The sequence below is a fragment of the Shewanella psychromarinicola genome, from assembly GCF_003855155.1.
GTDB lineage: Bacteria > Pseudomonadota > Gammaproteobacteria > Enterobacterales > Shewanellaceae > Shewanella > Shewanella psychromarinicola.
Map to the genome: position 1 here is coordinate 440,253 of NZ_CP034073.1, position 13,608 is coordinate 453,860.

The 13,608-nt window shown below is 44.3% G+C and carries 12 protein-coding genes; 10 read left to right on the forward strand and 2 right to left on the reverse strand.

Features of this window, described 5'->3' with window-relative positions; translation table 11 throughout:
- Positions 1–19 precede the first annotated feature (19 nt).
- The 3 genes from purD to nhaC all read left to right on the forward strand — a co-directional run bounded on the left by purD (position 20) and on the right by nhaC (position 4,295).
- A complete protein-coding gene (gene purD / locus EGC80_RS01805; protein WP_101032937.1) occupies positions 20–1,315 on the forward strand; it encodes a phosphoribosylamine--glycine ligase in 1,296 nt (431 codons plus the stop codon).
- 381 nt (positions 1,316–1,696) lie between these two features.
- On the forward strand, positions 1,697–1,927 hold the full coding sequence (locus EGC80_RS01810) for a hypothetical protein (RefSeq protein WP_124014243.1): 231 nt from the start codon (positions 1,697–1,699) through the stop codon (positions 1,925–1,927).
- Positions 1,928–2,795: 868 nt separating this feature from the next.
- On the forward strand, positions 2,796–4,295 hold the full coding sequence (gene nhaC / locus EGC80_RS01815; RefSeq protein WP_101032939.1) for a Na+/H+ antiporter NhaC: 1,500 nt from the start codon (positions 2,796–2,798) through the stop codon (positions 4,293–4,295).
- Between the two features lie 53 nt (positions 4,296–4,348).
- On the opposite strand, the gene EGC80_RS01820 is transcribed toward nhaC, so the two are convergent.
- Together EGC80_RS01820 and EGC80_RS01825 are read right to left on the reverse strand one after the other, a co-directional pair.
- Positions 4,349–5,689 (reverse strand): NAD(P)/FAD-dependent oxidoreductase, encoded by a 1,341-nt coding sequence (locus EGC80_RS01820; protein ID WP_124014242.1) that lies wholly within the window; start codon positions 5,687–5,689, stop codon positions 4,349–4,351.
- Positions 5,690–6,006: 317 nt separating this feature from the next.
- On the reverse strand, positions 6,007–6,558 hold the full coding sequence (locus EGC80_RS01825; protein WP_124014241.1) for a GNAT family N-acetyltransferase: 552 nt from the start codon (positions 6,556–6,558) through the stop codon (positions 6,007–6,009).
- A gap of 191 nt (positions 6,559–6,749) precedes the next feature.
- Between EGC80_RS01825 and EGC80_RS01830 the strand changes: the two genes are divergently transcribed.
- From EGC80_RS01830 to tnpC, 7 genes are all read left to right on the forward strand, one after another.
- The gene (locus EGC80_RS01830) at positions 6,750–7,451 is read left to right on the forward strand and encodes a spondin domain-containing protein (protein ID WP_124014240.1); all 702 of its coding nucleotides are present in this window, start codon (positions 6,750–6,752) and stop codon (positions 7,449–7,451) included.
- Positions 7,452–7,462: 11 nt separating this feature from the next.
- Entirely contained in the window at positions 7,463–8,176 is a 714-nt protein-coding gene (locus EGC80_RS01835; protein ID WP_124014239.1) for a spondin domain-containing protein, read from the forward strand.
- A 110-nt stretch (positions 8,177–8,286) separates the two neighbouring features.
- Positions 8,287–9,021, forward strand: coding sequence for a response regulator transcription factor (locus EGC80_RS01840; RefSeq protein WP_124014238.1), 735 nt, complete (start codon positions 8,287–8,289; stop codon positions 9,019–9,021).
- Positions 9,021–10,478: a sensor histidine kinase gene (locus EGC80_RS01845; RefSeq protein ID WP_124014237.1), complete on the forward strand. Its 1,458-nt coding sequence runs from the start codon at positions 9,021–9,023 to the stop codon at positions 10,476–10,478. Before EGC80_RS01840 ends, EGC80_RS01845 begins: the two co-directional genes overlap by 1 nt.
- An 890-nt stretch (positions 10,479–11,368) precedes the next feature.
- Positions 11,369–11,671: an IS66 family insertion sequence element accessory protein TnpA gene (gene tnpA, locus EGC80_RS01855; protein WP_124011565.1), complete on the forward strand. Its 303-nt coding sequence runs from the start codon at positions 11,369–11,371 to the stop codon at positions 11,669–11,671.
- Positions 11,668–12,018: an IS66 family insertion sequence element accessory protein TnpB gene (gene tnpB, locus EGC80_RS01860; protein WP_124011564.1), complete on the forward strand. Its 351-nt coding sequence runs from the start codon at positions 11,668–11,670 to the stop codon at positions 12,016–12,018. The genes tnpA and tnpB overlap by 4 nt, the downstream gene beginning before the upstream one ends.
- Before the next feature lie 84 nt (positions 12,019–12,102).
- Positions 12,103–13,608: an IS66 family transposase gene (gene tnpC, locus EGC80_RS01865; RefSeq protein ID WP_124011563.1), complete on the forward strand. Its 1,506-nt coding sequence runs from the start codon at positions 12,103–12,105 to the stop codon at positions 13,606–13,608.

The following is a 13,608-nucleotide window of genomic DNA, read 5'->3' on the forward strand; positions in this document are numbered from 1 at the left end:
AGCGATAAAAGGATTAAAAATGAGAGTACTTGTTATTGGCGGCGGCGGACGTGAACATGCGTTGGCGTGGAAAGCAGCCCAATCAGCACAAGTTGACACTGTATTTGTTGCTCCAGGTAATGCCGGCACAGCCTTAGAACCCAAATTAGAAAACCTTGCCATTGATGTTGAGCAAATTGACGAATTGGTTGCATTTGCCAAAGACAATGCCATTGCGATTACGATTGTCGGCCCTGAAGTGCCATTAGCGTTAGGCGTAGTCGATGCCTTTAATGCGGCTGGTTTAGCTATTTTTGGTCCAACAAAAGGCGCGGCGCAGCTTGAATCTTCAAAAGCGTTCACTAAAGATTTTTTAGCTCGTCATCATATTCCAACGGCAGCGTATTCAAACTTCACTGATATTGCGCCAGCAAAAGCTTACGTTACTGAACTCACGACTAAAACCGGTTTTCCTATCGTCATTAAAGCCGACGGTTTAGCGGCTGGTAAAGGGGTGATCATCGCAGCTGACCAAACCCAAGCCAATGAAGCCATTGACGATATGCTTGCGGGCAATAAGTTTGGTGATGCCGGTTCACGCGTAGTGATTGAAGAGTTTTTATCCGGCGAAGAAGCCAGTTTTATCGTCATGGTAGACGGCAAAAACATTCTTGCTATGGCCACCAGCCAAGACCATAAAGCCCGCGATAATGCTGACCAAGGCCCGAATACTGGCGGAATGGGCGCATACTCTCCCGCGCCTGTCGTCACCCAAGCCGTTCACGATTGGACTATCGCCAATGTTATCCGCCCAACGATAGACGGTATGGCAGCAGAAGGTAACGTTTACACCGGTTTCTTATACGCTGGGCTGATGATTTCGCCTGATGGTAGCGCTAAAGTACTTGAATATAACTGCCGCTTTGGTGACCCAGAAACCCAACCGATCATGATGCGTTTACAGTCTGATATTGTTGAGCTTTGCTTAGCCGCGACCCGTGGTGAATTAGACCAAGTCACCGCAGAGTTTGACCCTCGCGCTGCAGTTGGTGTCGTCATGGCAGCCGGTGGTTATCCTGACGCTTATAACAAAGGCGATGTGATTGACGGGTTAACCCTTGGCGATACTCACGCTAAAGTATTCCATGCTGGTACTCGCATCAAAGATGGCCATGTTGTCACTAACGGTGGCCGCGTTTTATGTGCCACCGCATTAGGAAACACAGTGACAGAAGCGCAACAAGCGGCTTATGCGTTAGTCGATACCATCCATTGGGATGATGTGTACTTTCGCACCGATATTGCCTATCGCGCAATCGCACGTGAAAACGCATAAACTGATAAGCGCTCATCTGCAATACCCCAAATCAGCCCTGTGAACAACGCAGGGTTTTTTATTGCATGTCCCATAAATGAGTCATCAATACAAAGTGGTGAATACTTTCAAATCAAGGCTTATTAATCTCAACAGGGATAAGAGAAGCGGCAATCGATTCCATTAACGCCAACGCGTAAACTGATTGAGTTTTGTCTGATACCAAATAACGTGCCGTTATAATTATAGATGCTTCATTAGTATTCAATAATCAATTATTTTGTGATACGCATCACAAAAATACCTTCATCCATGGCGCATCCTATAATCAATAGTCACTGCGATCAAATATGATGGTTGAGACTAACATGATGTAAAAATTGATTATTTTTGGAGGATAAAATGAAATACTCTACCAGCGACCTGATTTATGAAGGTGAAAAGTCAGGGGTTCATAATTGGAACACGGTATCAGGTACCTCTTTCTATTGGCATCCTGATTGGTTACATATCGCAGAAGATATGACCGGCCATAATGCTATGGCTCATATTACCCCAAGCAAAGATAAAGCTGATAAGTCAGATGCGGAAAACGCTATTGTAAAACACTTAAATAATACCACGCCAAAGTAAGCACTCTGCGGGAGCCTTGCTGTTATAAACCTTGGTATAGACCTAAAACATCAAGGATCTCGCGAGCATCAGTTTTAATCTGAATAATCCTATGTTCAATTCTCAGGAATTCTTTAGCCAAAAAGATAATCAAGCCCATCGCCTTCAAGCCTAGTTTTATTACCTTGTCTCTTATCTCTTGTCTATAATCATACACATCAAGATCAAGCATTTGACCTTGATATATCTTTTCTACCAATCCGTTGGCAACGGGCCTGTGCGGTCTATTTTTTTGCGATCTTGGCGGTCAACTATCATGCTTACTTTGTTTTTATTCATTTGCCTATAGGCTTAAAAAGCGGGTAACGCTATAGCAGGTGTCATAAACCCTCATCATCAATAACTTTTCAACGATATAACTTAAATGACAGTATGGAAAAACTAGCAGACTTAGTCTCAACTTGATGATGGTATTGTAACAAGGGGATGGTGATAGAAAGGAGCTTGAGTGACCCAATAGGCCAACAAATGTCAGTCGATAATGATTTTTTCTGTTGAGATAATCACAGAAATAACATCAAAAAATGCAGTAAAGATAAAAGTAGATGTTAGTATCACCAGACAACAAACTCAAATACTTATGCAAACCCTAGCAGCCAATTAGCATATTTAGCCACATAAAGTAATTAACCAAGCACATCGCTCAATAATGGCAACAATATCTCTGGCAAAAAAATATTACTTAAGCCTAATAATCTTCGACTTGTGGCGGGTTTTTATGTCAGGATATAACCTTGTTACAAATAAGTTGCTAATTTATTACAATAACACTTAGCCAGCTCACACGAATGAGATATTGGTCAAAAATAATAACAACAAAGGAAGTAATATGTCTCAAGCGGCGCCATCTAACCCGTCTCCTCCCGAGCACAAGCAACCCAGCTTGCTTGATGCTCTTATCCCCGTTTTTTCCCTTATTATTATGCTTGCAGCGGCGGTTTATCTATTTTCGTCAGACAGCTCATCTGGCGCGAACCAAATCGCATTAGTGTTAGCGGCGTGTATTGCGATGATTATCGGTTATAAAAATGGTTATAGCTGGAACCAAATGGAACGCGGTATCGTCAAAAGTATTGGGGTTGCCACTGGCGCATTATTAATTTTATTTAGTGTGGGTTCACTGATTGGTACGTGGATTTTAGCCGGTACAGTGCCGACGATGATTTATTACGGTATGCAAATTCTTAACCCAGACTATTTTTATGCTGCTTGCTGCTTATTATGCGCCGTTGTCGCACTTAGTATTGGTAGCTCTTGGACGGTGGCCGGTACATTGGGTATTGCCTTAGTGGGTATTTCCTCTGCCATGGGGTTAGACGTCAATATCACCGCGGGCGCTATCATCAGTGGCGCTTATTTTGGTGACAAAATGTCGCCAATGTCTGATACCACCAACCTTGCACCCGCAGTCGCGGGCACTGATATTTTTAGCCATATCCGCCACATGACCTGGACCACGGTACCGAGCATTATTATTGCCCTCATTGGATTTATCTTTTTAGGTCTTACCGCAGACGCTGCGCCCATTGAAAATCAACTCGTAGATACTTTGGCTTTATTGGATAAGACCTACAATCCAGGAATACATTTGCTGATCCCGTTGTTAGTGGTGTTGTACTTAGCTAACCGCAGAATGCCAGCATTCCCAACGGTAATACTAGGCACCTTGGCTGGCGCAGTTTGCGCGGCATTATTTCAGTTTGATAACGTCATTGATTTTGTCCATGACGACACCCTATTGCCGATGGTGGCGTTGGTAAAAGGCTTATGGATTGCCATGTTTGACGGTTATGTGGCCAATACCGGTGATGAAGTATTAGATAATTTATTAAGCCGCGGCGGCATGAGCAGCATGGTGACCACTGTGTGGCTAATTCTTTGTGCAATGGCCTTTGGCGGCGTGATGGAAGTCACTGGGTTATTAAACCGTATTTTAGAAAGTATTCTTACCGTGGTGACAGGGACCACCAGCTTGATCATTACCACCCTTGGGGTATGTATTGGCGCTAATATTATTACTGCCGATCAATATATTGCCATCGTGCTGCCCGGTAGAATGCTAAAAGTAGAGTACACTCGCCGTAAGTTGGCGGCGGTTAATTTAAGCCGCACCTTAGAAGACTCAGCCACAGTGACTAGTCCACTGGTTCCGTGGAATACCTGTGGTGCCTTTATGGCCAGTACGCTTGGCGTCGCTACAATAGCTTACCTGCCGTACGCCTTCTTTAACTTAGTCTGTCCTCTTATCAGTGCCTCTTATGCCTATTTTAATTTTAAAATTGAGCCATTAGACGAAACTAGGATCAGCACTGGCGAAGTAGTCGGTTAACTAAAAAGTAGTCGGTTAACTAAGAAGTGGTCGGTTAACTAAGAAGTGGTCGGTTAACCAAAGCGGTCTTTTAACCAACCATAATGATAGTAACCCCATTGCCCAAGGCGCCTTGCTTGGGTAAAGGGAAATTGGGGTAGCGGTTGTTGATATAAAGGCAGGTTAGGTAAGGTTTCACCGGCAATACTTTGCGCTAAACGAAACGCCGCTTGGCTACTAAAAGACACTCCAGCACCGCAATATCCTAAGCTATAACCCACGCCCCCTTTGCTGTACACATGAGGCATATCATCCATTGCCGCAGCAATCCATCCGGTCCAGTTATAGGCAATCGCTTTACTCGTTAAGCTGGGGAAACACTTATTTAACGCCATCTTTAAGCGCTCAGCGTAAATAGGCTTATCTGCATCTTTACCCCATACCGCGCCGCGACCACCAAACAACAAGCGGTTGTCGGGTAATAATCGGTAATAGTATTTTAAAATGCGGGTATCCATGGTCACCTGATGAGTATGCAAACCGGCTGCCACGCTTTCTTGCTCACTCAATGGTTCAGTTACAATGACATTGCTTAATATCGGTAAAAACTTATCGTCTACACCTTGATTAAAACGTTTGGGGGTATAAGCGTTACCCGCCATAATCACCTTGTTGGCAGTCAGCTCGCCTTTATCGGTGATTAAACGGTGCTTGCCGCCCTCCTCAATCCAATCTACTACACACGATTGCTCAGAAATCGTCACGCCTTGGTTTTGTACCATCGACTTATAACCCAGTAGTAATTTAAGCGGATTTAAGCCAAAGCCATCTTTTAAGCGCAGAGCACCATAGGCTTGATGATGATCTAAATACTGCGCCCGAAAGTCTTGGCTTGAGATAAATTCAGCACCTGAGTCTTGGCTGTCGGCTAAATGTTGTTGAATATAGTTAGCGGCGTTTTGCAGTGACACCAGCGCCTTGGGATTATGCGCCACTTTTAAATATCCCGTTTCTTGAGGCTCACAGGCGATATTATGTTGTTTGATTAACCCATCAACTCGGGCGACCGCTTGGGTGAATTCATCAAAAATACCTTTGGTGGTGGCTAAGTCCCAGCGCTGAGTCATGGCCGCATAACCTAAACGACCCGAACCTTTTAACACAAAACCGGCATTGCGAGCGCTAGCACCAAACCCCACCTGATTAGCCTCTAACACCTGACAATCAATATTAAACTCGGTGGCTAAATAGTATGCGGTTAACAAGCCGGTGTAGCCACCGCCGACAATAGCCACATCGGTTTGTTGGCGGCCAGACAATGCAGCTGTTGGTGCGGGTAATGCTTGGGTGCTCGCCCAATAGCTAGGAGCAAACGTTTGATTGTTGGGATGGGTGTTAATCAGCGGATCGTACATATTCATCTTCTTGTTATTATTGATTATTAGGGTCTGTTGATCTTTCAAGGTTGGTTTTGCAGCGAATTGTTGTTCATTTGTACAAGGCAGAGACTTTGTGGTGTAGTTATTCTACACAAAAAGTCGATAACGCAGTAAAAATGACCAACAAACGCTGCCCGTAGGGTTCGGCTAAAAACATTTTACTCTTTGTTGAGTCACTCTTCGTTAAGTAAAAGTAGCTTAGATTGCTAGGCAGCAATCCACTCGCCTCGATTAAAACGTTTTTATCTCGAACAAAATTCAACCAGCAAAGATCAACAGACCCTAGAATGTCGTTAAAAAACCAGTAGCATTTCACAGGCAACACAGTGGCAATCTTCACCACACAATACACAGATATAATCTTCGCCCATATAACGTTGATGCCAGCGCTGTGGGTGTTGCGCAATTAACTGCCCGCCCGCCTTAGTAAAATAGCGTACCGCGGCATTGTTAGGGCTTTGCTGCCATAAATGGCTCACGCCAGCCTTAGCACCCTGAGCAATAACTGCCGCTTTAGACGCCGCTAATAATTTACCACCAAGCCCTTGGCCTCGGCCAGATTCAGCAATAGTGTTTGATTTGAAATAACACACATCGTCAAAATCAACACCCCACTTATCCACCGAACACCATTGGTCTTGCGGCCATTGTCCTGCAGCATAGGTTAACCGAAAGCCGATAAGTTGCTCATTTTCAAGCGCGACAAAATTGGCATTAATGCCATTTTTAATGCCTTTGTGATAAATAGCTGTCAGTTCAGCGATATCCATATAACCACTGCCGTGAACTATTTCCCCCAAGGCTATCACTGCATCAAAGTCGGCGGCAGTCAGTTGTCTAATCATTGTTAACCTATTTTCTTCAGCTGTTAACGCCACGCTTAACATTAGTGGATATGAGCTATTGTTGGTTTTAGCACACCATATCACACGTCATTATCGGTAAGTTAACGATGTTAACCTTTTGTGATAATTTGGCGATAAGTAGGTGAGATCCTTTGTTCATACTGGTTGCAATTAAACAAAGGAGCTCGGTTATGAAACGTACACTAGTGACTGCAAGTCTTATGGCTGCTGGATTATTCAGCCTACCCACGTTCGCTGCTGACATTGAAGTTAGCGTGACAAACTTAACTCACGGAAATCACTTCACCCCACTGTTAATTGCAGCCCACGACGCTGACAGCCATTTGTTTCAAGTCGGTACCCAAGCCTCTGCAGCATTACAAAAAATGGCTGAAGGCGGTGATATTGGCGACTTAGATGCTGCTGTAACCGGTAATGCAGGTGTGACATCAGCTAACCCGGCAATGGGTTTGCTTGCTGCTGGCGCCAATGTCAGTGACGTAATGCTTGATACTGGCGACAACACCCATTTATCTATCGTAGCCATGGTGTTGCCCACTAACGATGCCTTTATGGGCTTAGATGCTTGGGAAATCCCTACCGAAGCGGGTACGTACACTATGTATGTCAATGCTTATGATGCGGGCACAGAAGCCAATGATGAAATCATTAATGGCGGCGGCATGTCAGGCGTACCGGGTATTCCTGCGGCACCTAGTGGTGACGGTGGAGCCAATGGCACTGGCGTGATGGACAATTCTGACAACATCAATGTGCATACTCACCCTGGCATTTTAGGTGACATGGACCCTGCTGGCGGTATGAGTGACCTAGACAGTCGCGTTCATCGCTGGTTGAACCCTGTAGCCAAAGTTGTGGTGACAGTAAAATAAGGAGGTAGCCCATGAAACGCACTGACTTTACACTTAAGCCCAGCTTAATCGCCATGCTGGCTGCTGCAACACTGCTTACTGCCTGTGGTGATGACGATGATGATACTGTTGTTGTCACCCCGCCAGCTCCAGTGATGCAAACCTTCACTGTGACCGTGACTAACCTGACGGCTAACCAACCAATGTCGCCGGTTATTCTGGCCTCTCATGCTAGTGATGCCATGTTATGGAACGCCGGTGAAATGGCTAGCGAAGCACTCGAGAAAATGGCTGAAGCTGGTGATACTGCCGACATAGCTGCACTAAGCGTGATCGAAAGCAGCGTTAACGGCACCGGTTTATTAATGCCTGGCATGTCAGAAACGCTGACTTTAGATGAAGCCGACGTAGCGAGCATTAGTTTGGCCACCATGTTGGTTAACACTAACGATGCCTTTACCGGTATTAATAATTACACCATTGCCGGTATGGAAGTGGATGCAACAACCGCGATGAAGTTTATGGCTTATGATGCTGGCACTGAAGCCAACAGCGAAGCCAAAGGCACTATGCCAGGTCCTGCTGATGGCGGCGAAGGTTTTAACGCCAGCCGTGATGATGTCGACTTTGTCCATATTCATCCTGGTGTTATTTCAATGTACGATGGCTTAGCCGATTCAGTACTGGGGGCATCGCATCGTTTTGATAACCCGGTATTAGCCGTCACCATTATGCGTACTGAATAATCTTAATCGGTCGTATCGACTGAATGAATTTCAACCACATTGAAATTTATTCTCCTCAAAGCGGGTCTAAGTATTAATGCAATTAATGGATTTGCTTTGAGGAAGTCACCATGAATGGAACCGCGAAACATAATGGCCATGTTTGTCCGCAACATATTTTGTTAGTAGAAGACGAACAAGACTTGGCTAAGTTAATCATACTTAACCTCAAAACACTCAACTACAGCGTCGATCACGCCACCACCTTGAAGCAAGCCATGCACATTATCGAACATAAAAAACTCGACCTCATTTTAATGGATCGCATGCTCCCCGATGGTGATGGCATTATATTGTGTGAGCAACTACGCCAAGCCGGTAAGGAAGTCCCGTTGATGCTATTAACCGCCAAAGATTCAGAAGCAGATGTGGTACTGGGCCTTGAAGCAGGAGCAGATGATTACCTGGTCAAACCCTTTAGCGTATTAGAGCTGCGGGCACGGGTAAAAGCACTATTAAGACGCGGTAAAGCCCAACATGAACAAACCCAACAAATTGAATTTAACAGTGTAACCATTAACGCCAGTACCCGTGAAGTCACCGCGTTTAATAAAGCATTAACCCTCACCGCCCGCGAGTTTGATTTACTGCTTTTTTTAGCCAAACACCCGCAACAAGTCTTTAGCCGCATGCAATTGTTAGAAGCGGTATGGGGTTATCACTACGACGGCTATGAGCACACAGTAAACAGCCATATTAATCGCTTACGCAATAAGCTTTCTGTGTGCTCACCTGAACATGATCTCGTCAAAACAGTGTGGGGCGTAGGCTACAAATTTTCACCACCAGAGGTGCAAGCCCACTAATGAATCGTTTATTTAATCGATTGTTTTTAGCATCAACGATAATAGTGTTATTACTGTTTGTAGCGTTATGGCAATGGTTGCAACTTAACCATGAATTTAACCGTAACCAAATTCAGCAATCACTGCATCTACAACTTGCTGAACACATGGCACACATCAACCCTTTACTATCACAAGGGATAACGTCAGACGCCGCGCTTAAAGAAGCCTTTCATGATTTTATGCTGTTAGGTCCAAGCTTTGAAATTTACACCTTAGACCCAGATGGCAAAGTGATAGCCTATGACGCCAAAGAAGAAAAAATTAAAATTCACCGGGTCGATACTGCAATCATTCAACAGTTTTTAAATGGCGACAACCTGCCAGTACTTGGCACAGATCCGCGCAGCGAAGATACCCACAAGATTTTTTCCGCCAGTAAACTCATCACCGAAGATGGACTGCACAGTGGTTATTTGTATGTCATCATTGGCGGTGAAGATTATGACAGTTGGCAAACACTCATAAATGCCGAAAACCAACCTAAAATCTGGGGCGCCACTATTGGATTTTGGATCATTTTTGCTTTAGTGCTATTTGTAATTTTACTGCGCTATTTTACCCGCCCAATCCAAAAACTCGCTCAAGACTTAACAGAACTTAAAAACACCCCGATGTCAGACAAACTGATACTCCCCCAGCGCTATCGTGGCAGCTTAGAAATAAGCCTGCTGAGCCATCATATCAATCATTTATTGCAAGAAATCCAATTGCAACAACAGCAAGTTAAACGCCAACAACAGGCCAAACACGACTTTTTACTGCATTTGTCACATGACTTAAAAACCCCGCTTACTGCACTATTAGGCTATATCGATACTTGGTTAATATTGCCCGAAAACGAACGTGACCAAGCACTGATCCAATACGCGGCAAACTCAGGCCAAACCTTACAGCAGCTACTGGCTCAACTGTTAGAATTAGCCGCCCTCGAAAATGGCCAAATCGATGCGCAACTGCAACAAGTCAACTTAAGTGAACTGCTTTGCGATATTGAACAAACCTTTACCCCACGAGCGAAAAAACTCGGGGTTCAGTTAGATTTTGACATCAACCATGCCAGCCAAATCTATACCGACCCTGCACTGATGCGCCGCATACTCAACAACTTGGTCGATAACGCCCTGCGTTACACTCCCGCAGGCGGCAAGATACAAATCATCAATGCGCTCCACAACGGCCAACAATGGTTAACCGTGCGCGACACAGGCGCTGGCATGCACCAGCATGAAGTTGACGCCCTGAAACAATTATCGATGACCACATTGTCGTTTGAAGCGAATCAAAGTCTGCCACAACTCGGCGTCGGACTCGCCATCGTCAGGCAGTTATTGGGATTATTGAAATGCCGAATTGAAATAGACAGCCAACCAGGGGTAGGGAGTGAGTTTAAGATAGAGCTGGTAAGTAAAAGTTAATCTCATTTTTGAAGCGCAAATGATCAGCGATTTGATTCATGGCTTCAATAGTACTAACTCAGTTTGGTTTATTATTAAACTTCATGATAAACAAAAAATTATATCTAAACAGAAGAATTAGAACTAAGTTCTTACAAAAATTTGAGCTACTGTGAGTTAACAATATGGCCTGCGGCCACTAACATCGTGACGCTTCGCCCACACCAGATTAACATCGCAAGGTTCCACCCTGCACGGGTTAAATACTGCGTCATTCCGGCAATGCTTTTGAGCCGGAATCCAGGTGTTTATTTTGCTTTGTACTTTTTGTACTTTATGGCCTGCGGCCACTAACGTCGTGGCGCTTCACCCACACCAGACCAAGAGGAAACCAACGGCTGTTCCCTCTTGGAACTCCCAGCCGCCCCGCAACATTTTCAAACAGCGAAAAGGTCGCCATGGGGATTGATCCAGCTTTTAACTTTATTGGGTAACTGCCTCAGCCTTATTCGAAAATGCTAACGCTTCAGATGGGGCGTCCCTTCCCCTCTAAAGCTAGCTCGCCATCCATGGCTAGCTCACGTCATTTTCTTCAACGGCCTCAAGTTCAGAGTTGAGTTTGGACTGTTGCAAGCAAGATATGTATCTCATTTATGCCCCATTCCTTGTTAGCTTCGTTTGTGAACTCATCTTTATTACACCACTTTTGCCATGGATTTGTTAATGTATGCCAAAAGTTTAAAAGGATATTTTAGATGGCTCTAGACAAGGTATTTATGCTTAGAGCATTGAAGATATCTCAGGCTGCTTTGCCTGAATGCCAACCAAACGTAAGCGCTCAATTAACCGCACATACCAATAACCTTCAAATGTGACATGATTATTTCCTAACTAAATCTAGGAAAACAATCATGTCAAAAAACGATAAAATACAATACTGGCAACGCATTTTTCAGCAGCAAACTGAAAGTAAATTAACCAAAGCTGAATTTTGTAAAACCAATGACTTAACCCTATCTACATTTTATGCGTGGACTAAAAAACTTAACCCGCATTCGTCATCAACTAAGCAAAAAGTGGTGCCGCTGATTTTTCCTGAAATTAAACCTGACCAGCCACTCACGCTGGCATTGCCCAACGGCTATCTGTTTTCTTTTCCAGCCTCATTAGCGCCAAGCAAATTACAACAATTTTTACGCGTGCTATCAGCATGACACCACATAAGCAGATCTATCTTGTTACCGGCCATACCGACATGCGTAAAGCCATTGATGGCTTATCTTTAATCGTCAGTGATGTATTGGAAATGGATCCGTTGAATCAAGCCTGGTTTATTTTTTGTAATCGCCACCGGGACAAAATTAAGATTTTATTTTGGGATACTAATGGTTTTTGGCTTTACTATCGGCGGCTAGAAAAAGGTCGCTTTAAGTGGCCTGGCGCTAACGACGAACAAGACGCGCTGACAATCAACCAGCATCAGCTAAATTGGTTACTATCAGGCTTATCGTTAGAAGTATCCCATGGGCATAAACCCTTAAATGGCCTGACAGTGAGGTGATCATCACTGGATCGCTAAATAGCGGTTGCATGATCAAATACAGCAGGCAAACTAGCGCTATCTATTGGTCTTGAACGCTAATTAATGACAACTGAACAGCCTGATAATATTGAACAACTAAAAAAAATGCTGGCAATGTTGCAGCATGAAAATCAGGTGCTCAATGCTAAAAATAAAGACTTGGAAAACCGCCTTAATATCGCTTTGGAACAATTGCAACTCAACCGCAATAAGCAGTTTGGTCAACGCAGTGAGAAAATGCCGAAAGGCACATTCAATGAAGCTGAGCAGGATCAATCCACAAATAAAAATGAAAATAAACAACAAGGTAAAACGGGTCGAAAACGATTACCTGAGCACCTTGAACGTGAAGAAAGATCTTATACTCTTGACAGCCCTATGTGCGATTGCTGTGGTCATGTGATGCGTGAATGCGGTGTGCAAGAAAGCGAACAAGTCAACATTATTCCAGAGAAGATCAGCGTCATTAAGCACAGGCAAACCAAGTATGCTTGCCGTGAATGTGAAACAACATCAACCAGTACCTCTGTCATTACCGCGCCTAAGCCTGCACAGCCGATCCCCCAGAGTATCGCCAGCCCTGAAGCGCTTGCGGCTGTGGTGACCGCCAAATACTGTGATGCCCTACCGCTTTATCGGTTAACCGACATATTTGCCCGTGGCGGTTTAAATATTAGCCGCGCTACACTGGCCAATTGGTGCATAGCCAGTGCCGAATTAGTTAGGCCGTTAATTGCTGCGATGAAAGCTAATCTACTCGCTCAATCAACGCTGTGCGCAGATGAAACAACGGTGCAAGTATTGGATGAACCAGATAGAAAAGCAGCAACTAAATCCTATATGTGGGTCTATCGCAGCAATGAATTTAGCGATAACCCTGTTGTTATTTATGATTATCAACCGAGTCGTGCACGCAGTTGCCCAGAAGCATTTCTAGCAGATTATGCCGGATATTTACAATGTGATGGTTACAGTGTTTACGACAATATAGAAGGAATAATGCCAGTCGGGTGCTGGGCACACGCCAGACGCAAATTCCACGATGCCTTAGCGGTGCAACCGAAGAAAACCGGCAAAGCAACAGTCGGTATCAATTATATTCAAAAACTGTATGCAATAGAAAAGCGGGCAAAAACATTACCGCCCGATAAGCGAAAATCACTCCGGCAGGAAAAGGCTGAGCCAATCTTAACATCGTTGCATGAATGGTTAGAAAAAAGCGAGAAAACAGTCCTGCCCAAAAGTAAAATTGGGGTAGCAATCAAGTACACATTGAATCAGTGGGAAAAACTGAGGCGTTACCTTGAATCAGGTGAATTAGGCATTGATAATAATGTCACTGAACGCGATATCAGGCCGTTTACGACGGGGCGGAAAAACTGGATGTTCTGCCAATCGGTAAATGGTGCAAAAGCCAGTGCTGCACTTTATAGCTTGGTGATGACTTGCCGTGCCAACGATATTAACCCGTACTTTTACTTCCAAAAACTTTTCACGGAACTGCCACAACGGGATAAATTTGCTGATTTAAGTGATTTATTACCTTGGCATGCCGATCTAAAAGCTTGA

What these genes read in the sequence shown, in the direction of transcription:
- purD (WP_101032937.1), top strand. Translation starts at nt 20, where the DNA reads ATGAGAGTACTTGTTATTGGCGGCGGCGGACGTGAACATGCGTTGGCG.
- EGC80_RS01810 (WP_124014243.1), top strand. Translation starts at nt 1,697, where the DNA reads ATGAAATACTCTACCAGCGACCTGATTTATGAAGGTGAAAAGTCAGGG.
- nhaC (WP_101032939.1), top strand. Translation starts at nt 2,796, where the DNA reads ATGTCTCAAGCGGCGCCATCTAACCCGTCTCCTCCCGAGCACAAGCAA.
- EGC80_RS01820 (WP_124014242.1), bottom strand. Translation starts at nt 5,689, where the DNA reads ATGTACGATCCGCTGATTAACACCCATCCCAACAATCAAACGTTTGCT.
- EGC80_RS01825 (WP_124014241.1), bottom strand. Translation starts at nt 6,558, where the DNA reads ATGATTAGACAACTGACTGCCGCCGACTTTGATGCAGTGATAGCCTTG.
- EGC80_RS01830 (WP_124014240.1), top strand. Translation starts at nt 6,750, where the DNA reads ATGAAACGTACACTAGTGACTGCAAGTCTTATGGCTGCTGGATTATTC.
- EGC80_RS01835 (WP_124014239.1), top strand. Translation starts at nt 7,463, where the DNA reads ATGAAACGCACTGACTTTACACTTAAGCCCAGCTTAATCGCCATGCTG.
- EGC80_RS01840 (WP_124014238.1), top strand. Translation starts at nt 8,287, where the DNA reads ATGAATGGAACCGCGAAACATAATGGCCATGTTTGTCCGCAACATATT.
- EGC80_RS01845 (WP_124014237.1), top strand. Translation starts at nt 9,021, where the DNA reads ATGAATCGTTTATTTAATCGATTGTTTTTAGCATCAACGATAATAGTG.
- tnpA (WP_124011565.1), top strand. Translation starts at nt 11,369, where the DNA reads ATGTCAAAAAACGATAAAATACAATACTGGCAACGCATTTTTCAGCAG.
- tnpB (WP_124011564.1), top strand. Translation starts at nt 11,668, where the DNA reads ATGACACCACATAAGCAGATCTATCTTGTTACCGGCCATACCGACATG.
- tnpC (WP_124011563.1), top strand. Translation starts at nt 12,103, where the DNA reads ATGACAACTGAACAGCCTGATAATATTGAACAACTAAAAAAAATGCTG.